The organism is Streptomyces sp. 2P-4 (genome assembly GCF_030167965.1).
GTDB lineage: Bacteria > Actinomycetota > Actinomycetes > Streptomycetales > Streptomycetaceae > Streptomyces > Streptomyces globosus_A.
In genome coordinates this window covers 4,679,469-4,704,830 of sequence record NZ_CP095011.1, presented here as the reverse complement: position 1 = coordinate 4,704,830, position 25,362 = coordinate 4,679,469, and the positions used below count along the sequence as shown (strand labels likewise).

Annotated in this window: 17 protein-coding genes and 2 pseudogenes; 14 read left to right on the top strand and 5 right to left on the bottom strand. The window is 76.0% G+C overall.

The annotated features are described in order from the left end of the window. Nucleotides 1-130: 130 nt before the first annotated feature. Nucleotides 131-3,112: a glycoside hydrolase family 84 protein gene (locus MUK52_RS20755; protein WP_284578986.1), complete on the top strand. Its 2,982-nt coding sequence runs from the start codon at nucleotides 131-133 to the stop codon at nucleotides 3,110-3,112. A 97-nt stretch (nucleotides 3,113-3,209) separates the two neighbouring features. Then, nucleotides 3,210-4,013: an alpha/beta fold hydrolase gene (locus MUK52_RS20750; protein WP_114058912.1), complete on the top strand. Its 804-nt coding sequence runs from the start codon at nucleotides 3,210-3,212 to the stop codon at nucleotides 4,011-4,013. A 110-nt stretch (nucleotides 4,014-4,123) separates the two neighbouring features. Here the strand turns inward: MUK52_RS20750 and MUK52_RS20745 are convergent, their stop codons facing one another. After that, the gene (locus MUK52_RS20745; protein WP_125547456.1) at nucleotides 4,124-4,663 is read right to left on the bottom strand and encodes an HNH endonuclease; all 540 of its coding nucleotides are present in this window, start codon (nucleotides 4,661-4,663) and stop codon (nucleotides 4,124-4,126) included. 260 nt (nucleotides 4,664-4,923) lie between these two features. Here MUK52_RS20745 and MUK52_RS20740 point away from each other — a divergent pair, with 260 nt between their 5' ends. The 11 genes and pseudogenes from MUK52_RS20740 (at nucleotide 4,924) to MUK52_RS20690 (ending at nucleotide 20,768) form a co-directional block, all read left to right on the top strand. Next, on the top strand, nucleotides 4,924-6,021 hold the full coding sequence (locus tag MUK52_RS20740) for a mechanosensitive ion channel family protein (RefSeq protein ID WP_114057602.1): 1,098 nt from the start codon (nucleotides 4,924-4,926) through the stop codon (nucleotides 6,019-6,021). 169 nt (nucleotides 6,022-6,190) lie between these two features. Further along, a pseudogene (locus MUK52_RS20735) lies at nucleotides 6,191-7,419 on the top strand (ROK family transcriptional regulator). A 43-nt stretch (nucleotides 7,420-7,462) separates the two neighbouring features. Further along, on the top strand, nucleotides 7,463-8,734 hold the full coding sequence (locus tag MUK52_RS20730) for a 6-phospho-beta-glucosidase (protein ID WP_284581742.1): 1,272 nt from the start codon (nucleotides 7,463-7,465) through the stop codon (nucleotides 8,732-8,734). Nucleotides 8,735-8,742: 8 nt separating this feature from the next. After that, the gene (locus MUK52_RS20725) at nucleotides 8,743-9,768 is read left to right on the top strand and encodes an N-acetylglucosamine kinase (RefSeq protein ID WP_114058914.1); all 1,026 of its coding nucleotides are present in this window, start codon (nucleotides 8,743-8,745) and stop codon (nucleotides 9,766-9,768) included. A gap of 190 nt (nucleotides 9,769-9,958) precedes the next feature. Continuing rightward, nucleotides 9,959-11,356 (top strand): GlnX family signal transduction membrane protein, encoded by a 1,398-nt coding sequence (locus MUK52_RS20720; protein ID WP_284578982.1) that lies wholly within the window; start codon nucleotides 9,959-9,961, stop codon nucleotides 11,354-11,356. 83 nt (nucleotides 11,357-11,439) lie between these two features. Then, nucleotides 11,440-12,429, top strand: a complete 990-nt coding sequence (locus MUK52_RS20715; RefSeq protein WP_284581741.1) for a glutamate ABC transporter substrate-binding protein — start codon at nucleotides 11,440-11,442, stop codon at nucleotides 12,427-12,429. Nucleotides 12,430-12,560: 131 nt separating this feature from the next. Next, nucleotides 12,561-13,820 carry a hypothetical protein gene (locus MUK52_RS20710; protein ID WP_114057605.1) on the top strand — a complete coding sequence of 420 codons (1,260 nt, stop codon included), beginning with the start codon at nucleotides 12,561-12,563 and terminating at the stop codon, nucleotides 13,818-13,820. Continuing rightward, nucleotides 13,817-16,687: a serine/threonine-protein kinase gene (locus tag MUK52_RS20705; protein WP_114057606.1), complete on the top strand. Its 2,871-nt coding sequence runs from the start codon at nucleotides 13,817-13,819 to the stop codon at nucleotides 16,685-16,687. Before MUK52_RS20710 ends, MUK52_RS20705 begins: the two co-directional genes overlap by 4 nt. A 3-nt stretch (nucleotides 16,688-16,690) precedes the next feature. Then, nucleotides 16,691-18,291 (top strand): annotated as a pseudogene (locus tag MUK52_RS20700) (PP2C family protein-serine/threonine phosphatase). A 120-nt stretch (nucleotides 18,292-18,411) separates the two neighbouring features. After that, nucleotides 18,412-19,737: a vWA domain-containing protein gene (locus MUK52_RS20695; protein ID WP_114057608.1), complete on the top strand. Its 1,326-nt coding sequence runs from the start codon at nucleotides 18,412-18,414 to the stop codon at nucleotides 19,735-19,737. A 44-nt stretch (nucleotides 19,738-19,781) separates the two neighbouring features. After that, on the top strand, nucleotides 19,782-20,768 hold the full coding sequence (locus tag MUK52_RS20690; RefSeq protein WP_284578978.1) for an FHA domain-containing protein: 987 nt from the start codon (nucleotides 19,782-19,784) through the stop codon (nucleotides 20,766-20,768). A 23-nt stretch (nucleotides 20,769-20,791) separates the two neighbouring features. On the opposite strand, the gene MUK52_RS20685 is transcribed toward MUK52_RS20690, so the two are convergent. Continuing rightward, nucleotides 20,792-21,868 (bottom strand): methyltransferase domain-containing protein, encoded by a 1,077-nt coding sequence (locus tag MUK52_RS20685; RefSeq protein WP_114057610.1) that lies wholly within the window; start codon nucleotides 21,866-21,868, stop codon nucleotides 20,792-20,794. Between the two features lie 88 nt (nucleotides 21,869-21,956). Here MUK52_RS20685 and MUK52_RS20680 point away from each other — a divergent pair, with 88 nt between their 5' ends. Continuing rightward, nucleotides 21,957-22,361, top strand: coding sequence for a globin (locus tag MUK52_RS20680; protein ID WP_114057611.1), 405 nt, complete (start codon nucleotides 21,957-21,959; stop codon nucleotides 22,359-22,361). A gap of 33 nt (nucleotides 22,362-22,394) precedes the next feature. Here the strand turns inward: MUK52_RS20680 and MUK52_RS20675 are convergent, their stop codons facing one another. Genes MUK52_RS20675 through ettA form a run of 3 tightly spaced genes read right to left on the bottom strand, consistent with a single transcriptional unit; the run spans nucleotide 22,395 to nucleotide 25,263 of the window. Then, nucleotides 22,395-23,111: a DUF8010 domain-containing protein gene (locus MUK52_RS20675; protein ID WP_284578974.1), complete on the bottom strand. Its 717-nt coding sequence runs from the start codon at nucleotides 23,109-23,111 to the stop codon at nucleotides 22,395-22,397. Continuing rightward, nucleotides 23,108-23,590, bottom strand: a complete 483-nt coding sequence (locus tag MUK52_RS20670; protein WP_114057613.1) for an acyl-CoA thioesterase — start codon at nucleotides 23,588-23,590, stop codon at nucleotides 23,108-23,110. The genes MUK52_RS20675 and MUK52_RS20670 overlap by 4 nt, the downstream gene beginning before the upstream one ends. 8 nt (nucleotides 23,591-23,598) lie before the next feature. Next, nucleotides 23,599-25,263, bottom strand: coding sequence for an energy-dependent translational throttle protein EttA (gene ettA / locus MUK52_RS20665; RefSeq protein WP_114057614.1), 1,665 nt, complete (start codon nucleotides 25,261-25,263; stop codon nucleotides 23,599-23,601). Nucleotides 25,264-25,362 lie beyond the last annotated feature (99 nt).

Genomic DNA, 25,362 nt, shown 5'->3' with positions numbered 1-25,362 from the left:
GGTCAGATCACCCGCTCGCATTGACACTCCGGCCGCACGGGTGGTGGGCTCGGGCTCATTCGTACGAGCGCCGGCGAACTCGGGACGGGGAGGCTTCGTGCAGCTCAGGGGCAGGAAGCGGAACACTGCCGTGGCCATCGCCGTCATCGGCACGCTGCTCGGCGGCGCCGTGGCGGCCGAGCACCAGGGGCTGCTGTCGACGGCCGGCGCGCCCTCCCCCGACCAGGCCGGCAGCGGGGCCAAGGGCGCACCCGGAGCGGCGGCGGGAGCCCCGGCGGGGAACCAGCCCGGGCCGCTGCTCGACCCGGGCGCCGTCGCCCCCCGCAGCCCCGCCGAGGGGCCCGGCGTGTGGCCGCGCCCGCAGTCCATGGCCGCCGACGCGGCGCGCGAGGTGCCGCTCGGCGAGCAGGCCGTCCTGGTCGCCGCGCCCGACGCCGACCCCTACGCCGTCGGCGTGGTCCGCACGGCGCTGCGCGCCGCGGGCGTGCGCGTCCTGCACGAGCCCGCACCCGGCGCGCCGCTTCCCGCGGCCGGGACCGTCGTACGGCTCGACGGGCGCGGCGCCGAGGAGGCGCTGCGGGCGCTCGGCGCGTCCGAGGTCGGGGACCTGCCGAAGGGCGGCTACCGGCTCGCCGTCGGCAAGACGGGCGGCCGGAGCACGGTCGCCCTGGCCGGCACCGGCGAGGACGGCCTCTTCCACGGGGCGCAGACACTGCGCCAACTCCTCGCGGCGGGCGGCGGGAAGGTCCCCGGCGTACTGGTGCGGGACTGGCCGTCCGCCCCGGTGCGCGGGATCACCGAGGGCTTCTACGGGGAGCCGTGGACGCATGGGCAGCGGCTCGCCCAGCTCGACTTCATGGGCCGCACCAAGCAGAACCGGCTCCTCCTCGCCCCCGGCGACGACCCGTACCGCACCACGGAGTGGCGGGCGGAGTACCCGGCCGCGCAGCAGGAGCAGTTTCGGGAGCTGGCCGGCCGGGCCCGCGCGAACCGCGTCGTGCTGGGCTGGGCGGTCTCCCCGGGGCAGTCGATGTGTCTGGCCTCGGCGCAGGACCGGGCGGCGCTGGCCCGCAAGCTCGACGCGATGTGGGAGCTGGGCTTCCGGGCGTTCCAGGTGCAGTTCCAGGACGTCAGCTACTCGGAGTGGGGCTGCCGCGCGGACCGGGTGCGCTACGGCTCGGGTGCCGCGGCCGCGGCGAAGGCGCATGCCGAGGTCGCCGGCGAGCTGGCCGCGCACCTCGCGGCGAAGCACCCGGGGGCGGCGCCGCTGTCGGTGCTGCCGACGGAGTACCACCAGAACGGCGCGACCGCGTACCGGACCGTCCTCGCCGAGCGGCTGGACGGGCGGGTGGAGGTGGCCTGGACGGGTGTCGGCGTCGTGCCGCGCACCATCACCGGCCGCGAGCTGTCCGGCGCCCGCGACGCCTTCGGGCAGCATCCGCTGCTGACGATGGACAACTACCCGGTGAACGACTGGGATCCGGGCCGGATCTTCCTCGGGCCGTACACGGGGCGCGAGCCGGCTGTCGCGGGCGGATCGGCGGGCCTGCTGGCCAATGCGATGCCGCACGCCTCGCTGTCGCGGATCCCGCTGTTCACGGCCGCCGACTTCGCGTGGAACGCGAGCGGCTACCGGCCCGGCGACTCCTGGGCGGCCGCCGTGGCCGACCTGGCCGGGCCCGACGCGCGGGCCCGGCAGTCGCTGGCCGCGCTCGCCGGGAACTCCGCCTCGTCGGGGCTCGCCCAGCCGGAGTCCGCCTATCTGCGGCCGCTGGTGGACGAGTTCTGGCAGGGCCGTGCCGCGGGCGACCCGGCGGCCGGGAAGCGGCTGCGGGCCGCGTTCACGGCGATGCGGGAGGCGCCGGAGCGGCTGCCGGGGCTGTCCGCCGAGGGCGGGCCGTGGCTGGCGCGGGTCTCCGCGTACGGCGCGGCCGGCGAGCTGGCCGTGGACCTGCTGCGCGCCCAGACCCGCGGGGACGGCGCGGCGGCCTGGCAGGCGTCGCGGGCGCTGGCGGAGGCCCGCCGGAAGCTGGCGGAGCCGGCCTCGGCGCGGGTCGACAAGGCAGTGCTGGACCCGTTCCTCGCCAAGACGGTCGAGGAGGCCGACGCCTGGACGGGCGCGGCCCGGGAGACCGGCACCGTCTCCCGGGAGCCGGGCGCCTGGACGGTCCGCCTGGACGGGGTCCGGCCGGTGTCGGCGGTGACGGTGATGACGGATCCGCTGCCGCAGGGTGCGCGGGGCGGGGCGGTCGAGGTGCACGTCCCGGGCGAGGGCTGGCGCAAGGTGGGCGACGCCTCGCCGACCGGCTGGACTCAGGCCGACGCGGGCGGGGTGCGGGCGGACGCGGTCCGGCTGTCCTGGGCCGGGGCGGCTCCGGTGGTGCACCGGGTGGTGCCGTGGCTGGCGGACGGGCCGGAGGCCTCGTTCGAGCTGCCCGAGTCGGTGGACGTGGAGATCGGCGGGGCGGCGCGTACGGTGACGGCCGAACTGTCGGCGCTGCGGCCCGGCGAGGTCCGAAGCCCGCTGTCGGCGGCGCCGCCGCAGGGCGTCGAGGTGCGGCTGCCCGCCGAGGTGCGGGCGCCGCGCGGGACGCGCGTCCAGGTCCCGGTGTCGGTGTCGGTCGCTGCGTCCGTGCCGGCGGGCGTGCACCGGGTTCCGGTGGTGTTCGCGGGGCAGACCCGGGTCCTGGCGGTCCGGGCGGTGCCGAAGACGGGCGGGCCGGACCTCCTGCGCTCCGCGCGGGCGTCCTCGTCGGCGAACGAGACACCGGCGTTCCCGGCCTCCGCGGTGATCGACGGTTCGGCGGCCACCCGCTGGTCGTCCCCGCCGGTGGACGGCGCCTGGTGGCAGGCGGAGCTGGCGGCTCCGGCGCGGCTGGGGCTGCTGGTCCTGCACTGGCAGGAGGCGTACCCGTCGGCCTACCGGGTGGAGACGTCGATGGACGGGACGTCCTGGCACCGTGCGGCGGCGGTGGCGGGCTCGAAGGGCGGCACCGAGTCGGTCAGGCTGGATCCGGCGCAGGCCCGGTTCGTCCGGGTGACCTGCGAGAAGCGGGCGACCAAGTACGGGTGCAGCCTGTTCGCGGCCGAGGCGTTCGCGGTCGTCCCGTGACGGATCCGCCCGGGCCCGGCCCCGTGGCCCGTACCGGCCGGATTCCGGCCGCAAACCGCCTTCCACCGGCCTCGTGCCGCCCGCCAGACTGGCGATCATGGACGTGATGCTGCCGGTGCAGGACGGCGAGGTGTGGGCCGAGGACTCGGGCGGCGCGGGCCGCGGCGGGCTGCCGCTGGTCCTGCTGCACCCGGGCGTCGGGGACTCGGCGGTCTGGGATCCCGTCCTGCCGCTCCTCGCCCCCGGCCACCGGGTGGTCCGCTACGACGCGCGCGGCCACGGCCGGTCGCCCGCGCCGACGGCTCCGTACTCCCAGGCGGAGGACCTGGCCGCGGTCCTGGACCGGCTCGGGGTGGGCCGGGCGGTGCTCGTGGGCTCCAGCATGGGCGGCGCCACCGCACTGAGCCTGGCCCTGGCCGCCCCGGAGCGGGTGGCGGGACTCGCCCTGTTCGTGCCCGGGGTCACGGGGGCCGAGGGCCTGACGCCGCCCGGCTTCTTCGAGGAGGTGGGCCGGCTGGCGGCCGCCGGGGACATGGAGGGCATCGTCCGACTGGGGCTGCGGATCTGGGGGCGGGCCGGGGGCGGCACCCCCGAGTCCGATCCCGTCGCGGCGGCGCAGCTGCGCGGCGCGCTGCCGGGCTGGTTCGCCGCGGCCGGCCGGCTGCGGGAGGACGCCCCGGCCTTCGACCGGCTCGCGGAGGTCCGCGCCCCGGCGCTGGTCGCCCTCGGGGAGCAGGACCAGGCCGAGGTGGTGAGGTGCAACGAGGAGATGGCGGCCCGGATCCCCGGCTGCCGCCTCGTGCGTCTGGCGGGGTGCGACCACTACCCGTCGCTGCGGGTGCCGCAGGCGGTCGCCCGGCTGGTGGACGAGGCCCACGCCGCGGCCGCCTCCGCAGCCTGAGCCGCGCGGCGGCAGCGCCCGTACCCGGCCCGGCGTACGTGCCGGGTCGGGTCCTGTCGGGTCCGAGCTGGTCTGGTGCGGCGTGGTCCGGTGTGGTCGCCGGGCGTGCGTCAGGAGGCGGCGGCCGCGCCGATGCGGTCGAGGGCGTCGTCGGCCCCGTAGGGCTGGAGGTAGGGCATCCACCGGGGGTCCCGGTGCCCGGTTCCGATGATCCGCCAGGCCAGGCCCGACGGCGGGGCGGGCTGGTGGCGCAGCCGCCAGCCGAGGTCGACCAGGTGACGGTCGGCTTTGACGTGGTTGCACCGGCGGCAGGCGGCGACCACGTTGTCCCACACGTGCTGCCCTCCGCGGCTGCGCGGGATCACGTGGTCGACGCTGGTGGCCACGCCGCCGCAGTACATGCAGCGGCCGCCGTCACGCGCGAACAGCGCACGCCGGGTGAGTGGAACGGGCCCCCGGTAGGGGACCCGCACGAAGCGCTTGAGCCGAACCACGCTGGGCGCGGGGACGACCCGGGTCGCGCTGTGCAGGAAGGCGCCCGATTCCTCCAGGGAGACCGCTTTGTTCTCCAGGACGAGGACGAGCGCGCGGCGGAGCGGTACGACGCCGAGCGGCTCGTACGACGCGTTGAGGACCAGGACGTGCGGCACGGACTGCCTCCTTGTACGCCGGCGGCGCGTGGCTCGCGCCGGGACGATCTGCTATCCAGTCTCTCCTTACGGCTGGTCGAAACGCCACCATGCACCCGTAACGGGTCCGAGGTGTTTTCGGCCACACCCCACTTCTCCCCAGGTGAGCCTCGTCTCTCCCCCGAACAAGGCAACAAGGTCACCCGAATGCCCCGATAGTGTGGAAGGGCTGTTCCGCATTCCGTTCCGCGGGCAGACCGTGACACCTGGAGGTTCCCGCCGTGCCCTGGCCCGCAGCCCATCTGCCGCTGGCAGCCGCCACTCCGGATCCGGCGGCGTCGGTGCAGGAAGCGCACGAGAGCGTCACGAACGCCGCGAGCTTCATAGAGGAGAACTGGGCCGGGTGGCTGTACCTGGGCCTGAAGATCCTGCTCATCGTGGTGATCGCGATGGCGCTCCGCTCGGTGGTCCGCAAGTCGCTGACCAAGCTGATCACGCGGATGAACCGGGGTGCCGAGGCCGTCGAGGGAACCGCGCTGGGCGGACTGCTCGTCAACGCCGAGCGGCGGCGCCAGCGTTCCGAGGCGATCGGCTCGGTCCTCCGCTCGGTGGCCTCGTTCCTGATCCTCGGCACGGCGAGCCTGATGGTGCTCGGCGCCCTGGACATCAACCTCGGCCCGCTGCTCGCCAGCGCCGGTGTGGCCGGTGTCGCGATCGGTTTCGGCGCGCGGAACCTGGTGACGGACTTCCTCTCCGGCGTCTTCATGATCCTGGAGGACCAGTACGGCGTCGGCGACAAGGTCGACGCGGGTGTGGCCTCCGGCGAGGTCGTGGAGGTCGGCCTGCGCGTCACCAAGCTGCGCGGCGACAACGGCGAGATCTGGTACGTGCGCAACGGCGAGATCAAGCGGATCGGGAACCTGAGCCAGGGCTGGGCGACGGCGACCGTGGACGTCCAGGTGAAGCCGACGGAGAGCCTCCCGCGGATCCGCGAGGTCGTCGCCGGCGTCGCCGACGCCATGGCGAAGGAGACCCCGTGGGACGAGCGGCTGTGGGGTCCGGTCGAGGTGCTCGGCCTGGACGAGGTGCTGCTGGCGTCGATGACGGTGAAGGTGTCGGCGAAGACGATGCCGGGCCAGCAGTTCTCCGTCGAGCGCGAGCTGCGCTGGCGCATCAAGGAGGCCTTCGACGAGGCCGGCATCGGGATCGTCGGCGGCCTCCCGGCCGCCGGGGAGGAGGAGCCCGCGGCCGATCCGGCCGCCTCGGTGGCGCCGCCGTCGGCCCTGGCCAACCCGACCTCCCCGCAGTCCCAGGCGACCGCGCCGATTCCCCCGGGCGGCGGCGTGCCGTCGGCCGGCGCCCCCCGGATCACCAAGTAGGGCCCGGCCCCGGCTTCTCCCCGGCTTCCCCGTTCTCCCCGTTCTCCCGCCGCCCCCTCCGCATCCTGCGCCGAGGGGGCGGCGGCGTTTGCGGGCGCGCCACCGTTGACACGCCCCCCGTCCGACAGGAAACTTTCCCAACAGTTGCCCTGAGCAAGGGAGAGCGCCCATGGCCGGCCCGGCCCCCGGAACGCCCGGCGTGCTGCGCGCCATGAACGACCGTGCTGCGCTCGACCTGCTGCTGGCGCACGGCCCCCTCTCCCGCACGCGGATCGGCAGCCTCACCGGCCTCTCCAAGCCCACCGCCTCCCAGCTGCTGGCGCGCCTCGAAGCCGCCGGGCTCGTCGTGGCCGCCGGCACCACCACCGGCCGGCCCGGGCCCGGCGCCCGCCTGTACGGGGTCAACCCGGCCGCCGCGCGCGTCGCCGGACTGGACGTCACACCCGACCGCATCACCGCCGCCGTCGCCGACCTGACGGGCCGGGTCGTCGGCAGCAGCGAGGTCCCCTGCGCCGGGAGCGGCGGCCCGGCCGGGCAGACCTCCCGGGCCCTGGACGGCGCGCTGGCCGCCGCCGGGCTCGGCCGCGGCGACCTGCGCCGCGCGGTGATCGCCCTGCCCGGATCCTTCGACCGGCGCACCGGCATCCTGCGCCACGCAGGCCACCTGCCGGACGGGTGGCAGTCCCCCGCCCTGCCGGAGGAGCTGGCCGCGGCGCTGTCCGTGCCGGTCGGCTACGAGAACGACGTGAACCTCGCCGCGGTCGCCGAACAGCGGCTCGGCGCCGCCCGCGGACACGACGACTTCGTCCTGCTGTGGAACGGGGCGGGCCTCGGCGCCGCGGTGGTGCTCGGCGGGCGGCTGCACCGCGGCCGGACGGGCGGGGCGGGCGAGGTCGGGTTCCTGCCCGTGCCCGGGCGGCCGCTGGTCCGGCAGGCGGCCCGAGTCGGCGCAGGCGGCTTCCAGGACCTCGCCGGCGCCGGCGCGGTGGTCGCCCTGGCCGCCGGGCTCGGCCTCGCGCCGCCCCGGCCGGCGGGCCCGCCGCCGGAGCCGGCGGCGCGGCGCAGGCCGCCGCGGCCGCCGCGCTGCTGCGGCGCGCCGCCGCCGAACCCGAGGGCGCGCAGCTGCGGCTGCTGCGGCGGTACGCCACCGCGCTCGCGACGGGACTGGCCGCGCTGGTCGCCGTACTGGACCCGGAGCTCGTCATCCTCTCCGGCGCGGTCACCGACGCCGGCGGCGCGGCCCTGCGCGACCTGGTCCAAGCCGAGCTGGCCGACCTCGCCCCCTCCGCGCCCCGCCTGGTCCCGGGGGGCGTGCGCGAGCGGCCGGTGCTGCGCGGCGCCCTGGAATCCGCCCTGGCCACCACGCGCGACGAGGTCTTCGACACCTCGCGCCGCTGACCCCGTACCCCTCCACCGGAGTGAAAGGCTGGCGAACGTGACCTTGAAACTGGCAGTGGTGGGCGGCGGGTCCACCTACACGCCCGAGCTGATCGACGGCTTCGCGCGGCTGCGCGACACCCTCCCGATCGCCGAGCTGGTGCTGGTCGACCCCGCTGCCGACCGCCTGGAGCTCGTCGGCGGCCTGGCCCGCAGGATCTTCGCCCGGCAGGGCCACCCCGGCCGCATCACCACCACCGCCGACCTCGACGCGGGCGTCGACGGCGCCGACGCGGTCCTGCTGCAGCTGCGCGTCGGCGGGCAGGCGGCCCGGCTCCGCGACGAGACGTGGCCGCTGGAGTGCGGCTGCCTCGGCCAGGAGACCACCGGCGCGGGCGGCCTCGCCAAGGCGCTGCGCACGGTCCCCGTGGTCCTGGACATCGCCGAGCGGGTGCGCCGCACCAGCCCCGGCGCCTGGATCATCGACTTCACCAACCCGGTCGGGATCGTCACGCGCGCCCTGCTGGACGCCGGCCACAGGGCCGTCGGGCTGTGCAACGTCGCCATCGGGCTCCAGCGCAGGTTCGCCGCGATGCTCGGCACGGAGCCGGCCGAGCTGCACCTCGACCACGTGGGGCTCAACCACCTCACCTGGGAGCTCGGCGTCCGCAAGGGCGGCCCGGACGGCGAGGACCTGCTGCCCGGCCTGCTCGCCGACCACGCCGACCGCATCGCCGCGGAGCTGAGGCTGCCGCGGGAGGTCCTGGACCGGCTCGGCGCCGTCCCCTCCTACTACCTGCGCTACTTCTACGCGCACGACGAAGTGGTCCGGGAGCTCGGCGCGAAGCCCTCCCGGGCCGCCGAGGTGGCCGCCATGGAGCGGAAGCTGCTCGCCCTGTACGCGGACCCCTCCCTCGACGAGAAGCCTGCGCTGCTGGCCTCGCGGGGCGGGGCCTTCTACTCGGAGGCGGCCGTGGACCTGGCGTCGGCGCTCCTGGGCACCGGGGCCGGCCCCGGATCGGTGCAGGTCGTCAACGCCCGCAACCGGGGGACGCTGCCCTTCCTCCCCGACGACGCGGTCGTCGAGGTGCAGGCCCGGGTCGACGGGTCGGGGCCGGTTCCGCTCCCGGCGCCGCGGCTCGACCCGCTGTACGCGGGGCTGGTGGGACACGTGGCCGCGTACGAGGAGCTGGCGCTGGAGGCGGCGCTGCGCGGCGGACGCGACCGGGTGTTCCGGGCGCTGCTGGCGCACCCGCTGATCGGCCAGTTCGACCGGGCGGCGGGGCTCGCGGACCGGCTGCTCGCGCACAACAAGGAGTACCTGCCGTGGGCGTGAGCCGCCCCATGGGCGCCGGGGGCGGGCCGACCGGGGCCGGGGGCGGCCCGGCGGCCGTCCTCGCTGTCGACGCGGGCAACAGCAAGACCGACGCCGCGTTGGTCGCCGCCGACGGCAGCGTCCTCGGCCGGGGCCGCTCCGGCGGCTTCCAGCCGCAGCTGACGGGGACGGAGGCGGCGGTGGACGAGCTGGAGCGGGCCGTCGCCGCGGCCGCCGCCGCAGCCGGGCTCCGCGGCGGGCCCCCGTACGCGGACCGCGTCTCGGCGTGCCTGGCGAACGCGGACTTCCCCGTGGAGGAGGAGCGGTTCGCGCGGGTGATCGCCGCCCGCCGCTGGGCCGCGGCCGACCGGGTACTCGTACGGAACGACACCTTCGCGGTCCTGCGGGCCGGGCTGGCCGGCGCGGACGCCCCGGCCGGGGTCGCGGTGGTGTGCGGTGCCGGCATCAACTGCGCGGGCATGCTGCCCGACGGCCGCACGGCCCGCTTCCCCGCGATCGGCAGGATCTCCGGGGACTGGGGCGGCGGCGTGCACCTGGCGCAGGAGGCCCTGTGGCATGCGGCGCGGGCCGAGGACGGCCGCGGCGAGCCGACCGGGCTGTCCCGGGCCCTGCCGCGGCACTTCGCCCTGGGCTCGATGGCGGCCCTGGTCGAGGCGCTGCACCTGGGGGAGCTGCCGCAGCGGCGGATCCACGAGCTCGTGCCGGTCCTGTTCGAGACCTCGGAGGCGGGCGATCCGGTGGCCGCCGCGCTCGTGGACCGGCAGGCGGACGAGGTCGTCGCGATGGCGGCCGTGGCGCTGGCCCGGCTGGACCTGCTGGGGGCGCGGGCGCCGGTCCTGCTCGGCGGCGGCGTGCTGACGGCCGGGCACCGGCGGCTCGACGCCCGGATCGCGGCCGGGCTGGCGGAGCGGGCGCCGCTCGCCGCCGTCCGCGTGGTCGAGGCGCCGCCGGTGCTCGGCGCGGCGCTGCTCGGGCTGGACGCGGCCGGTGCGCCGGTGGCCGCAAGGGCAGCGCTGCGTGCCCATTTCGGGTGAACCCGCCCGGGAGCGGCCTGCGTCTGGAACCGTGTCGGTGGCGCGGACGTATTCACGGTGAGGGCGTGGCGGAGGCGGCGCCGACCGCGCACCGGGAGGGGAGCGTCCGGGATCGGACACCGGGTGCTGTGGCCGGCCGCCGCTCCGGCCATACTGCTGCGGAGCATGGAGGACCGAGGGGGAGGTCACGGTGGCCATCACATCACGCGCGCCCGCGCCGGCCGGCGGCGCCGGCGGCACGGCCGCAGGGCCGCCGACCGGTCCTCCCGGGCCCGGCACCGCCTGGGCCGAGGGGGTCGAGCGGCTCCGCGCCGCCGCGACCACCGAGCCGGGCCGGCTGCGGATCATCGGCGCGCTCGTCGCCGGACTGGTCCTGCTGTTCGGGGCGGTGACGGTGTGGGAGGTCGCCGACCGGGTCGGCTCCGCAGAGGACGTGGTGGGCCGCAGCCAGCCGCTCAGTGCGGACGCGGCGAGCATCTACCGCTCCCTCGCGGACGCCGACACGGCGTCGTCGAGCGGGTTCCTCGCCGGCGCGGACGAGCCGCGCGAGGTGCGGCAGCGGTACGAGAAGGACATGGCGGGCGCCTCCCGGCTGCTCGTCAGCGCCGCGGCGAACGCGGGGGAGGACGCCGCGTCCCGTCGGCAGATCACCCTGCTCGGGGAGCAGCTGCCCCGCTACACCGGCCTGATCGAGCAGGCCCGTGCCAACAACCGGCAGGGCCTGCCGCTGGGCGGCGCCTACCTGCGGTACGCCAACGAGCAGATGAGCACCCAGCTGCTGCCGGCCGCGCAGCGGCTGTACGAGGCGGAGACAGGCCGGCTGTACGAGGACTACGACAACGCCCGCTCGCTGCCGCTGGCCTCGCTCGGCGCCGGGATCCTCGCCCTGGCGGCGCTGGCGTGGGCGCAGCACCGCAACTACCGGCGGACGAACCGGGTCTTCAACCGCGGCCTCGTCGCAGCGACGGCCGCCACCCTGGTGGCGCTGCTGTGGCTGGCCGCGGGGCACGCGGTGGCGCGCTCGTCCCTGGCCGAGGCGCGGGCGGAGGGGCAGGAGTCGCTCAAGGTGTTGACAGACGCGCGGATCGCCGCGCTCCAGGCCCGCGCCAACGAGAACCTGACGCTGATCGGGCGCGGCGCCGTCCTCGCCGACGACAACAGGTCCGACAAGTACGACGTGGACTTCGCGGCCAACATGAAGGACCTCGACGCGGGCCTGGAGAAGGCGCTGCGCCTCGCGGACGACGGCAAGGGCCGCGAGCCGGTCGCGAGCGCCGCGGACGCCGTCCGGCAGTGGAAGCAGCGGCACGCGGCGGCCCGCGAGACGGACCTGCGGGGCGACTACCAGGCGGCCCTGCCGCAGGTCATCGGGGGCAAGGACCACAAGGACAGCAGCGGGGCGGCGTTCGACACGGTCGACGCCTCCCTGGAGCGGGCCCTGGCGCACGAGCAGGCGGAGTTCACGCGGGCCGCCCGGTCCGGGCTGGGCGCGTTCGGCGGGTTGGTGACGGGTTCGGCGGCCCTGGCGGTCGCCGGCGCCGCGGCGGTGCTCCTCGGCATCGGGCGCCGGCTTTCGGAGTACAGGTGACAGCGATGCGGACAGGCGTGAGGCGCGAGGACGAGGCCCCCCGCGGCGGCGGCCCGGCAGGCGGGGGGACCCGCCCGCCGCGGATGCGCCGGCTCGCCCGGCGGCTGCGCGGCTGGGGCGGGGTCAGCGCGATGGCTGCGGCCTGCGCGGTGACCGCTGCCGTGCTGCTGCCGCTGGCCCAGGCGGCCCCGGATGACGGCCCGCCGGGCGCGGTCCGCCCGCCCGGCTCCGTCGCGGCCGTCCCGCAGGCGCCGTGGACGCTGACCGACACCTGCCCGGACCCGGAGGCCAGCCTGCGCCCGTCCGCGGGCGACGGCCCGACGATCGAGCGGATCCGCAAGGCGGGCAAGCTCGTCGCCGGCGTGGACCAGAACAGCTTCGCGTGGGGGTACCGCAACCCGGTCGACGGCCGCCTCGACGGCTTCGACATAGCCCTGGTCCGGGCGATCGCCAAGGACATCCTGGGCGACGAGAACGCGGTCATCTACCGGGCCATCCCGACGAACCAGCGCATACCGGCCCTCCAGGAGGGCCGGGTGGACGTCGTCGTCCGCACCATGACGATCAACTGCAAGCGGCTGGAGGAGGTCGCGTTCTCGACGGCGTACTTCGAGGCCGGACAGCAGGTCCTCGCGCCGAAGGGCTCCCCGATCACCGGGTACGACGCCTCGCTGAAGGACCGCCGCATCTGCACCGCGGCCGGATCGACGGCGGAGACCGCCCTGAAGGCCCAGGCGTACGGGGCGGTCCCGGTGAGCGTCCCCAACCAGCTGGACTGCCTGGTCCGGCTCCAACTCGGCGAGGTGGACGGCATCATCACCGACAACGCGCTCGCCGCCGGGCAGGCCGCGCAGGACCCCTCGGTGCGGCTCGTCGGGTCGCCGTTCACCAGGGAGTTCTACGGGGTGGCCATGCACCGGGACGCCCCGGACCTGGTGCGCCGGGTCAACAAGGTGCTGGAGGACTACCGCGCCGGCGGTGGCGGCAGCCCGTGGATGCAGGCGTACGCCCGCCACCTGGGGCCCGTGCTGCCCGGCGTGGCCGGGCCGCCCGCCCCCAAGTACCGGGACTGACGGCGGTGGCAGGGGTACGCCGCGCCGGCGGGGAAGAATCGGAGCCGGACACCGGGGATTCCCGGCGGGACGGCGCAGGAGCGGAGGCGGGGCCGGTGGAGGCACGGTCGTTGGAGGCGCAGTCGGCGTTGATGGACCGGGACGGCGTCGACCGTGCGCTGGCCCGGCTCGGGGCGGAGCACGAGGCCGTCGAGACCTCCCTCCTCGCGCTCCAGGACCACGCGGGGCGGCGCCTGCTGGAGGGCGCCGACCTGGCCGGGGTGACCAAGGAGCGCTGGGCCGCAGCCGACGCCGCCATCACCCGGCTGTGGACGTACTTCGACGCCTACAGCGGGGCACTCGCCGCGGCCCGTGCCATCCGGGAGCGGCGGCGCTGGCTCAGCCGGGACGACCTGGTCGACCTGACGGAGCGGCTGCGCGGGCCGGGCGTGCACATCGCCGGCGCCGCGGCCGACGGCGCGGGCCTGGCGGAGCGGTGGTCGCTGGCCGAGCTGGTGGCCAGGATGAACGAGCTGTACGCGGGCTCCCTGGACGTGGTGGTCGCCGCCGACGCGGTGTGGTCGGCGCTGCCGGCCCGGATCGACCTGCTGGCGGCGGAGCTGCGGCGCACCCGCTCGCTGGCCCACTCGGTGGGGGTCCGCCCCGGCGAGCACCCCGCGGGCGACGACCTGGAGGCGATCACCGCCGAGCTGGCGGACCTGCGCGAGCAGGTCGTCGCCGACCCGCTGGCGTTCTGGCAGCCGGCCGCGGGCAGCTCCGCGCCGGGCGGGGGCCGCCCGGACACCGGCCGCTACGACCGGGCCGCGCTCGCACTGGAGGACGTACGCCGGGAGGTCGAGGCGGTGCTGGCCGTCCGGCAGGACGCCGAGCAGCGGCTGGTCGCCCTGCGGGACGTCCTCTCCCGGGCCGACCGGACCCTGGCGGAGGCCCGGGCCGCGCGCACCGAGGTGCTGGCGAAGATCGCGGCGTCCGAGGTGCCGGCGGTGAGCGGTCCGCCGACCGCGCTGCAGGAGCAGCTGGCACTGGCCGCCGAGTACCGGCGCACCGCGCGCTGGCACCGGCTGTCGCCGCTGCTGGACGCGCTGGAGGAGCGGGCCGAGGAGGAACTCTGCCGGGCCCGCGAGTCGTTGACCGCGGTGACGGCTCCGCTGGCCGTGCGCGCCGAGCTGCGCGGCCGGCTGGACGCCTACCGGGCGAAGGTCGCCCGGCACGGCCTCGCGGAGGACGTGGTGCTGGTCGAGCGGTACGACGCGGCGCGGCGGATGCTGTGGAGCGCGCCGTGCGACCTGCGGGCCGCCGAGCAGGCGGTGCTGCGCTACCAGCAGGCGGCCGCAGAGGCGCTGGCCCCGCAGCAGGACAGGCCCTCGGGGCCGGGAGGGGAGGACGCATGAGCCAGGTCGGGACCGCGTGCGCCCGCCCCGGCTGCCCGGGGGCGTACGAGGACATGGGCGGCGGCGGGCTGTACTGCGGGACGTGCGGGCTGGCGCCCGCCATCACGGAACCGGGCGTTCCGGCGGCGGGCGCTGCCGGGCCGGGGCTGCCGGGACCGGGCGCTGCGGGACCGGGCGCTGCGGGACCGGGAGGCGCTGCGCCGGGACGTGCCGCGCCGGGCGGTGCCGCGGATCTGGTCTCGCAGCCGACGGGCATGGCGAACCCGGCCCGGCGTCCCGAGCCGCGGGGCTCGCAGGGCTCCGGCCGGTCCGGATCGTCCTCGGCGCGCTCCGCCGGATCGGCGTCCGCGCGCTCGTCCCGCTCGTCGCGCTCGTCGCGCTCGTCGTCGTCGCGGCGCTCGGTGTCCGGCCGGCTGGCGGGCGTGGCGTCGAACCGGTCGGTTTCGGTGCGCAGTTCGGGCTCGTCGGCCGGCTCGTCGGGCCGCAGCCGGCTCGGGGCCGGACTGGTCAGCGTGCCCGAGGTGCCGCGCCCGGACCCGTCTGCGGCCGTCCTGCGGAACCCGGAGGTGCCGGAGCGCAAGCGGTTCTGCTCGCGCTCCGACTGCGGGGCCCCGGTGGGTCGCGCGCGCGGCGACCGGAAGGGCCGGACGGAGGGGTTCTGCACCAAGTGCGGGCACCCGTACTCCTTCGTGCCGAAGCTGCGCCCGGGCGACGTCGTGCACGGGCAGTACGAGGTCGCGGGCTGCCTGGCGCACGGCGGCCTGGGCTGGGTGTACCTGGCGGTGGACCGGGCCGTGTCCGACCGGTGGGTGGTCCTCAAGGGCCTGCTGGACACCGGCGACCAGGACGCGATGGCCGCGGCCATATCGGAGCGCCGGTTCCTCGCGGAGATCGAGCACTCCAACATCGTGCGGATCTACAACTTCGTGGAACACCTGGACCAGCGGACCGGCTCGCTGGACGGGTACATAGTCATGGAGTACGTCGGCGGCAAGTCGCTGAAGGAGATCGCGAACGGGCGGCGCCGGCCGGACGGGCGCCGCGACCCGCTCCCGGTGGAGCAGGCCTGCGCGTACGGGATCGAGGCGCTGGAGGCGCTCGGGCACCTGCACAGCAGGAACCTGCTCTACTGCGACTTCAAGGTCGACAACGCGATCCAGCAGCAGGACCAGCTGAAGCTGATCGACATGGGCGCGGTGCGCCGGATGGACGACGCCGAGTCGGCGATATACGGCACGGTCGGCTACCAGGCGCCGGAGGTCGCGGAGGCGGGGCCGTCGGTCGCCTCCGACCTGTACACGGTGGCGCGGACGCTGGCGGTCCTCACCTTCGACTTCCAGGGCTACACCACCGTGTTCGCGGATTCGCTGCCGGATCCGGAGCACATCGAGGTGTTCCGGCGGTACGAGTCGTTCTACCGGCTGCTCGTGCGGGCGACGGATCCGGATCCGGGGCGGCGGTTCTCGTCCGCGCAGGAGATGGCGGACCAGCTGACGGGGGTGCTGCGGGAGGTCGTCGCCCTGCAGACGGGCCGCCCGCGCCCGCAGTTGTCGACGCTGTTCGGGCCGGAGCTGCGGGTCCCGGACACGCGCCTGTTCGCGGACGCCGCGGACGCCGAGGTGTCCCGGCTGGGGGCGCGGCCGGTGGCGGGCCACGGCCCGGTCCTCGCCCGCCTGCTCGGCCTCGCCGGCCGGGGTACGCGGTCCGCCGCGGCGGAACGGGATCCCGGCGCGCCCGCGCCGGGATCTGCGGCCGCGGCTCCGGCAGTCGCCGCGGCCGCCGCGGCGGTCCCGGCCGCGGCGCCCCTGGGGGTCGAGGCGACCCACCGGGCGAGTGCGGTCCCGGCGCCCCGCCGCGCCCCGTCGGCGGCGGCCGGAGCCGCGGCCGCCGCCCGTCCGGAGGCCGCGGCCGGCGGTCCGGCAGCAGGGGCGGCGGCCGTTCGGCGGGCTGCCGCGGACGCCCGCGAGATGGCCCTGGCCCTGCCGCTGCCGCTGGTCGACCCGGGCGACCCCAACGCCGGGTTCCTCGCCGGACTGCTGACCTCCGCCCCGGCCGACCTGCCGGCCGCGCTGGCCGCGGCGCCGGCGGACTCGGTCGAGCTGCGCCTGCGGGCGCTGCGCGCCCGGCTGGAGCTGGGCCGGACCGCCGCCGCGGGTGCCGCCCTGGCCGAGCTGGAGGCCGCGTATCCGGACGACTGGCGGGTGGTGTGGGCCCGGGGCGTCGTGTCGCTGGCCGGCGGGGAGGACGCGGTCGCCGCCCTGTCCTTCGACGCGGTGTACGACGCCTTCCCCGGCGAGCCCGCGCCGAAGCTGGCGCTCGGTCTGTGCGCGGAGATCCTGGGGCAGTTGGACAACGCGGCCGAGTACTACCGGCTCGTGTGGGCCACCGATCCGGGTTTCGTGAGTGCCGCGTTCGGCCTGGCCCGGGTCCAACTGGCCGCCGGGGACCGCGAGGCGGCGGTGCGCACCCTGGAGTCCGTCCCGGAGTCCTCCATCCACTACACGGCCGCCCGGGTGGCGGCGGTACGGGCACGTCTGCGCGACCGCTCTTCGGGAGAGGCCCTGCTTCCCGATCTGGTGGCGGCTGCCGCGCAGGTGGAGGCGCTGGAGCGGCTCGGGTTGGACGCGGAGCGGCAGGAACGGCTGTCGGCGGAGGTTCTGGGCTCGGCCCTGGACTGGGTACTGTCGGGTAGCCGGGGGACGGACCCCGGCCGGACCACGCTGCTCGGCAGTCAACTGGACGAGCGGGGCCTGCGCTTCGGCCTGGAGCGCTCGTACCGCGTCCTCGCGCGGCTGGCGCAGCGCGGTGAGGACAGGATCGAACTGGTGGAGCGGGCCAACCGTCTCCGTCCCCGGACGTGGGTGTGAGTGATGTCGATGCATCGGCCGTCTGGCTGCCCCAGCTGCGCGGAGCCCCTGGAGGAGGGGGACCGTTTCTGCGGTTACTGCGGCTCCCCCGTCTGCGCGTTCCCGCCGCCCCTGCCGGCGGACGACCCGACCCTGGCCCTGCCCTCCTTGGCTCCGGCGCCCGCCTCGGCGGCGGCCCGGGCGGCCGTGTCGCCGGGCCGGCCCCCGGCCCCGCCGTGGCCGGCGGGCGGCGCCCCCGCGTGGGACGCGGCGGGCTCCGGCCCGCAGGACGCGCCGGCTGCGGCGCCGGAGCCCGCGGCCCCCGCCGCGCCGGCTGCCGCCGCGTGGGGCCGCGGCGGGGCCGCGCAGGACACCGGAGCCGGTTCCGCCGCGACCGGGTGGGCCGGCGACGGCTACCACCTCGCCGGCCCGGCCTCCGCCCCGGAGCCCGAGCCCTCCCCGTCCCCGTCCCCGTCCCCGTCCCCGCACCGGAGCATGCTGCCCCTGCCCTGTCCGGGCCTGCGGATCCGGCGGGCGCGCAGGACCTCGCGTACGGGGGCGGCGAGACGCGCCACGACCGGCCGTACGGCGGCCCCGACGCGCCCGGCGCCTCCCCGTGGGCCCCGCCCGCGGCCGAGGCCCCGTACGGCAGCACCCCGCCCGGCCATGAGGCGGCGGCCAAGAAGACGTGCGTCGCCTGCCGGGCCGGCCGGGTCGACACCGACGGCTACTGCGAGCACTGCGGCCACGCCCAGCCGCGGGAGCGCGACCACCTGGAGGAGGAGCTCGGCAGCGTCGCCGCGGTCAGCGACCGCGGGCTGCGCCACCACCGCAACGAGGACTCCTTCGCGGTGGCCGCCACGGCCCTCGCCGACGGCTCCACCGCCACCGTCGCCATCGTGTGCGACGGCGTGTCCTCGGCCAGCCGGCCGGACGACGCCTCGGCCGCCGCGGCCGCCGCGGCGAACGAGGCCCTGCTGGAGGCCCTCCCCCGCGGCACCCACCCGCAGGAGGCCATGCACCGGGCGATCCTGGCCGCGGCGGACGCCGTGACCGCCCTCGCCCCGGAGGCCCCCGGCGCGCAGAACGCCCCGGCGTGCACCCTGGTCGGAGCCGTCGTGAGCGGCGGCCTGCTGACCATCGGCTGGGTCGGCGACAGCCGCGCCTACTGGGTCCCGGACGACCGCGGGGCCCTCCCGCGGCGCCTGACCGAGGACGACTCGTGGGCGGCGCAGATGGTCGCGGCCGGCCTGATGGGCGAGGCCGAGGCGTACGCCGACGCCCGCGCACACGCCATCACCGGCTGGCTCGGCGCGGACGCGTACGAGCTGGAGCCGCACACGGCCACCTTCCGGCCGGACCACGCGGGTGTCGTCGTGGTCTGCACCGACGGCCTGTGGAACTACGCCGAGTCCGCCGTCGAGATGGCCCGGGTGCTGCCCGCGGACGCGGCCGTGCGCCCCCTCCACAGCGCGCAGGTCCTCGTCGGGCACGCCCTCGACGGCGGCGGCCACGACAACGTCACCGTGGCCGTGGTGCCGTTCGCGGCCCCGCCCGCCGACGGCCCCGCCGCGGACGCGTCCCCGCGAGGGGATGCGGAAGCACAAGCGCACCCCCGGGCCTGAACCGGCCGGTCCGGGTCCGCCGGCCCGGCCGCACGCCCCCGCGGGGCCGGCCCGTCCCTCCGCGAACAGCACAGGTGAGTCCCTCCCCCAGCCCTGCCCAGGACCCGAGGAGTCCCGCCCATGGCGAATTTCGCCAAGCCGAGCGCCCCGCACTTCAGCGTGGAGGTGTACCAGAACGAGTTCCTCCCCGAGGGCGGGCGCGAGGTGCACGCCATCCTCACGGTCACCTCCACCGGCGGCGCGGCCGCCACCCGCGCCGCCGCGGCCCGCGGCCCGGCCGCAGTCGTCGTCATGGTCGACTGCTCGGGCTCCATGGAGTACCCGCCGGACAAGATGCGCGGCGCCCGCGAGGCCACCGCCGCCGCGATCGACACCCTCCGGGACGGCACCTGGTTCGCCGTCATCGCCGGCACCCACACCGCCCGCGAGGTCTACCCCGGGCAGGGCCGCCTCGCCGTCGCCGACCCGGCCTCCCGGGCCCGCGCCAAGGAGGCCCTCGGCGGCCTCGCCCCCTCCGGCGGCACCGCGATCGGCACCTGGCTGCGCCTCGCCGACGGCCTGCTGCGCCAGTCGCCCGCGGCGATCCGGCACGGCATCCTGCTCACCGACGGCCGCAACGAGCACGAGGACCCGGCCGCCCTGCAGGCCGTCCTGGAGTCCTGTGCGGGCCGCTTCACCTGCGACGCCCGCGGCGTGGGAACCGACTGGGAGGTCAAGGAGGTCAAGGGCATCGCGAGCGCCCTGCTCGGGTCCGCCGACATCGTCGCCGACCCCGCCCGCCTCACCGAGGACTTCACGCTCATGATGGAGAAGGCCATGGGCAAGGAGGTCGCCGACGTGGCCCTGCGCCTGTGGACCCCGGTCGGCGCGGAGGTCCGGTACGTCAAGCAGGTCTCCCCGAGCGTCGAGGACCTCAGCGGCCGGCGCACCGAGGCCGGCCCGCGCACCGGCGACTACCCGACGGGCTCCTGGGGCGACGAGAGCCGCGAGTACCACGTGTGCGTGCACGTCCCCCCGGCGGCCGTCGGCCAGGAGATGCTGGCCGCCCGCGCCTCCCTCGTCCTGCCGGGCGCGGCGGGCGGGCCGCCGTCCGTGCTCGGCCAGGGTCTGGTCCGGGCGGTGTGGACGGCCGATCCGGCGGCCTCCACGGCCATCAGTCCGCAGGTCGCGCACTACACAGGACAGGCGGAGCTCGCGCAGGCTATCCAACAGGGTTTGGAAGCCCGCAAACTGGGCGATGTCGATGGTGCCACGGCCAAGCTGGGGCGAGCGGTGCAACTCGCGAGCGTCTCCGGGAATGCGGACACGGCCCGCCTGCTGGCGAAGGTGGTGGATGTCGTCGATGCCGCGGCGGGTACTGTGCGGCTGAAAGCGAAGGTTGCGGACGCCGACGAGATGACGCTCGAAACGCGTTCGACCAAGACCGTCCGAGTCAAGAAGACCTGAGAGGACCTGCCGCGACGAGGCAGGCTGAAGGGGGAAGAGCCGCCATGCCGACCTGCCCTAATGGGCACCAGTCCGCCTCCGACGACTGGTGCGAGGTCTGCGGCCACCGCATGGCTGCCGCCGCGGGGGCGTCGTCCGCGTCGTCACCCTCCTACGGCTACGGCTACCCTCCCACCGCCGGTGAGCCGACCGCCCAGGCGGAGCTGTGCCCGCAGTGCCGGACCCCGCGCGAGGCCATGGCGCCGTTCTGCGAGGAGTGCCGGTACAACTTCCTGACCCGCTCGGCCACCCCGTACCAGCCGCCGGCCGGCCCGGAGCAGGGGCTCACCGGGGGCACCGGGATGCGGACACCTCCCCCGCCGCCCGCGCCGTCCCCCGCGTCCTTCCCCCAGGACCCCTTCGAGTACCAGGGCTCGCGGCCGTCCCGGGTGAACCGGCCGGCCGAGCCGCTGTCCCGTGAGGACGACTGGCTGCTGCCGCCGCCCTCGCACGAGCAGCAGCAGGCGCCGCAGCAGCCGTACCGGCAGCAGCCCGCGTACGAGTACCAGCCGCCCCGGCAGCACCCCCACCAGCAGCAGGCGCACCACCAGCCCGAGGCCGAGCAGCCCTTCCCGCCCCGCGGGGGCGGCTCCTGGTCGGTGACGATCGCCCCCGACCGCTCGTACTTCCTGGCGATGATGCAGCGCAGCGGCCCGGAGGCGGGCCGGCTGAACCTGCCCGCGTACTCCCCGGAGCAGCACGTTCCGCTGTCGGGCGGCCAGGTCACCATCGGGCGGCGCCGCGGCTCCACCGGCGAGTCCCCCGACATCGACCTGTCGGTGCCGCCGGAGGACCCGGGCGTCTCCCACCAGCACGCGGTGCTGGTCCAGCAGCCCGACCTGAGCTGGGCGGTCGTGGACCAGAACTCCACCAACGGCACCACCATCAACGGCGGCGAGGACCCGATCCAGCCCTACGTCCCGGTGCCGCTCTCCGACGGCGACCGCGTCCACGTCGGCGCCTGGACCACGATCACGATCCGCCGCGGCTGACGGCCCCCCGGCGGGGCCCGCGCTCACCGGCCGGCGTCTTCGTCCTCCCCCAGGGGCCACACGTAGGGACCCTGGGGGTCGTCGAGCCACGCCCACTGCCCGCCGGCGGCGACCGTCACCCCGAAGCGCTCCCGGGCCGGCCGCCCCTCCGCCCGCCACAGGTCCAGGGCCTCCCGCGGGTGCAGCGCGCCCCCGGTCAGCCCCAGCATGAACTGGAAGCGCTCGTTCTCCACCAGCTCGTACGGGATCCCCTGCCCCGGGGTCTCCCCCGGGGCCCGCGCCACCGCCCCGCGCAGCGGGACGAAGTACGCCGGGGTGTGCAGGAACCGCCCCTCCGCGAAGTCGGCGTCCCGCACCCGCAGTGCGATCAGCCCGGTCGACAGGGGGGCGAGGATCCGCGCCCCGGGCCGGCACTGGCCCAGCCACGCGTGCGGGATCCGCGGGAGGGTGCACGTCACGAGGATCCGGTCGTACGGGGCCCGCGCCGGGCACCCGCGCGCCCCGTCCCCGGTGACCACCGCCGGCCGGTAGCCGAGCGCGGCCAGGTGCGCCCGCGCCGACTCGGTGATCTCCTCGTCCAGGTCGACCGTGGTGACCAGGTGGTCGCCGAGGCGGTGGCAGAGCAGGGCCGCGTTGTAGCCGGAGCCCGTCCCGATCTCCAGGACGCGGTCCCCGTCCCGCACGTCCAGCGCGGCGAGCATCTTCGCCATCAGCGAGGGCTGGCTGCTGGAGGACACGAGCTCGCCGTCGCGCAGCCGTGTCGCGAGCGGGGCGTCCTGGTACACCCCGCGCAGCCAGCGGGCGCGGCGGGCCGGGTCAGGGTCCTCGCCCCAGAGCCGCTCGTGCCCCGCGCCGCGGACCGTGAAGAACCAGGGGACGAAGACGTGCCGGGGCACCGCCGCGAAGGCGGCCCGCCAGGCGGGGTCGTCCAGCACCCCCGCCGCGGTCAGTTCGCGCACCTGCGCGGCGTGCGCCGCCCCGCGCAGGTCCCGCGCGCCCTCTTCCTCGACGGGGTGCGCCGTGCGGCGGGCACGGGGCCGGGCGTGCCCGGTGTCTCCGGTGTGCCCGGTGCGTCCGGAGTGCGGTGCTGGTGCGCCCATGGGTCCACTGTGCTGCGCCGGGCCCCGTGAGGCGAGCGCTGGTCCTAAGACCTCCGTCCTCCGTCCGGGCGTCTGAGACGATGGTCGGGTGAATGAGAATCCGCGCGGCACGCTCCAGGAGCAGACCTTTTACGAGCAGGTGGGCGGCGAGGAGACCTTCCGCCGCCTGGTCCGGCGCTTCTACCAGGGGGTCGCGGAAGACCCGCTGCTGCGTCCGATGTACCCGGAGGAGGACCTCGGGCCGGCCGAGGAGCGGTTCGCGCTCTTCCTGATGCAGTACTGGGGCGGCCCGACGACGTACAGCGAGAACCGCGGCCACCCGCGGCTGCGCATGCGGCACGCCCCGTTCCGGGTGGACTCCGCGGCGCACGACGCGTGGCTGGCGCACATGCGGGTCGCGGTGGACGAGCTCGGCCTCGCCCCGGAGCACGAGGCGCAGCTGTGGCGCTACCTGACGTACGCGGCCGCCTCGATGGTCAACACGGCGGACTGAGCGGGGCCGGTGGCATGGCCCGTCCAGGAGTGTCTAGACGGGCCGGAACTGGAGGGCGCCGAGCCCGCCGGCGGCGCCGGGGCGGCGCAGCGCGACGGAGCCGTACGGGGTGCGCAGCCGCAGCCAGCCCCCGGAGGCCAGCAGCGCGACCGCGTCGGCCGGTGCGGCGCCCGCTCCGGGCGCGGCCGGGACCGCGGCGCGGGCCGGGCGCAGGAATCCCAGGGAGTGCGCGGCGTGCACGGCGCGCAGGGGGAGCTCGGTGTCGCCGAGCGCGCGGGACCAGATGTCGCGGCCGATGCGGTCCCGCTCGGAGCGGGTCCGGTGCTGCGGCGGGAGGGCCTCGTCACGGGCCCGGAACTCGGCGACGGAGCGGGCCACGGCGGCCCTCATGGCCTCGGGTCCGGGCAGTCCGGGCACGGGCAGCCAGCCGCCGCGGGGCGGCAGCACCCCGGCCCAGGGCGGGCCGGTGACGGCGGCGGGCACCAGGGCGCCCGCGGAGTGCTCGTCGACCGCTTCCAGCAGTTCGCCGGCGGAGACGGTGACGTCGAGGGGTGCGGCGACCGGCTCGGCGAGTCTGACCGTGCGGACGGCCAGCACGTCGAAGGACGGCGGCCGGCCGAAGACGGCGAGCGCGCCGCCGCCCGCCTGGAGGCGGACCGCGGCGGCGCGGTCGTAGTGCACCAGCCGGCCCAGGAAGGCGGCGAGGTCCGCCGCCTCCCCGGGATCGGCGAAGCGCAGCAGCCCGGTCATGCCGCGAGGCGCCCTTCGGAGGCCTTCGCCCTGTCCTTCGACTTCGCCGGCGCCGGCTCGTCGAGGTACTCCTCCAGGAAGGACCGCTCCTCGTCCGTGATGCGGCGCGGCCGCCCCTCGGCGAGGTTGTAGGGCACCACCACGGTCTCGGCGCGCACGTACACGGTCTCGGGCCGGTCCTCGGTCGCCTCGTCCTTGACCTCGTAGCGGATGGTCAGGGACGCGGCTCCGATGCGGGTCACCCAGGACTCGACGAGCACCGGCTCGTGCCGGTGCACGAGGGGCAGCTTGTAGTCGATCTCGTGCCGGGCGACGACGGAGCCGCCGGTGAACGAGTCACTGCCCTCGCCCGGCGCCAGGCGGAACATGAAGTCGATCCGCGCCTCCTCCAGGTAGCGGAGGAAGACGACGTTGTTGACGTGCCCGAAGGCGTCCATGTCCGCCCAGCGCAGCGGGCAACGGTAGTGGTGTCTGGCCATGGCCGGTATCAGCCTCGCGTGAGCTTCTTGTGGGTGGCGCGGTGCGGACGGGTGGCGTCCGGGCCGAGCCGCTCGACCTTGTTCTTCTCGTAGGACTCGAAGTTGCCCTCGAACCAGAACCACTTCGAGTCGCCCTCGTACGCCAGGATGTGCGTGGCGACCCGGTCGAGGAACCAGCGGTCGTGGGAGACGACCACGGCGCAGCCGGGGAAGTCCAGCAGCGCGTTCTCCAGGGACGACAGCGTCTCGACGTCGAGGTCGTTGGTGGGCTCGTCGAGGAGCAGCAGGTTGCCGCCCTGCTTGAGGGTGAGCGCCAGGTTGAGGCGGTTGCGCTCACCGCCGGAGAGCACGCCGGCCGGCTTCTGCTGGTCCGGGCCCTTGAAGCCGAACGCGGAGACGTACGCGCGGGACGGCATCTCGACCTGGCCGACGTTGATGTAGTCCAGCTCGTCGGAGACGACGGCCCACAGCGTCTTCTTCGGGTCGATGTTGGAGCGGCCCTGGTCGACGTACGAGATCTTGACGGTCTCGCCGACCTTGATCTCGCCGGAGTCCGGCTTCTCCAGGCCCTGGATCATCTTGAACAGCGTGGTCTTGCCCGCGCCGTTCGGGCCGATGATGCCGACGATGCCGTTGCGGGGCAGCGTGAAGGACAGGTCGTCGATGAGGACCTTCTCGCCGAAGGCCTTGGAGAGGTTGTTGACCTCGACGACGATCGAGCCCAGGCGCGGGCCCGGCGGGATCTGGATCTCCTCGAAGTCCAGCTTCCGCATCTTCTCCGCCTCGGCGGCCATCTCCTCGTAGCGGGCGAGGCGCGCCTTGGACTTGGCCTGGCGGCCCTTGGCGTTGGAGCGGACCCACTCCAGCTCTTCCTTGAGGCGCTTCTGGCGCTTCTCGTCCTTCTTGCCCTCGACCTTGAGGCGCTCGGCCTTCTTCTCCAGGTAGGTGGAGTAGTTGCCCTGGTAGGGGTGGGCGCGGCCGCGGTCGAGCTCGAGGATCCACTCGGCGACGTTGTCGAGGAAGTAGCGGTCGTGGGTGATCGCCACGACGGTGCCCTTGTACTGGGCGAGGTGCTGCTCCAGCCAGTTCACGGACTCGGCGTCGAGGTGGTTGGTGGGCTCGTCGAGGAGCAGCAGGTCGGGCGCCTCCAGCAGCAGCTTGCAGAGCGCGACGCGGCGCTTCTCGCCACCGGAGAGGTTGTTGACGGGCCAGTCGGCGGGCGGGCAGCCCAGCGCGTCCATGGCCTGCTCCAGCTGGGCGTCGAGGTCCCACGCGTTGGCGTGGTCGAGGTCCTCCTGGAGCTTGCCCATCTCCTCCATGAGCTCGTCCGTGTAGTTCGTGGCCATCTCCTCGGCGATGGCGTTGAACCGGTCGAGCTTGCCCTTGATCTCGGCGACGCCGTCCTCGACGTTCTGCAGGACGGTCTTGCTCTCGTCGAGCTTGGGCTCCTGCATGAGGATGCCGACGGAGTAGCCGGGCGACAGGAAGGCGTCGCCGTTGGAGGGCTGCTCGATGCCCGCCATGATCTTCAGAACGGTGGACTTACCGGCGCCGTTCGGGCCGACCACACCGATCTTCGCGCCGGGCAGGAAGTTCAGGGTGACGTCATCGAGGATCACCTTGTCGCCGTGCGCCTTGCGCGTCTTGCGCATGGTGTAGATGAACTCAGCCAAGAGAAACCGTCCGGCAGATCGATGATGGGCAGATACACCCCATCTTGCCAGCCGTCCACCCCGAGGCGGAAACCAGTGGCCCCGGAGCCCCGGCCCACG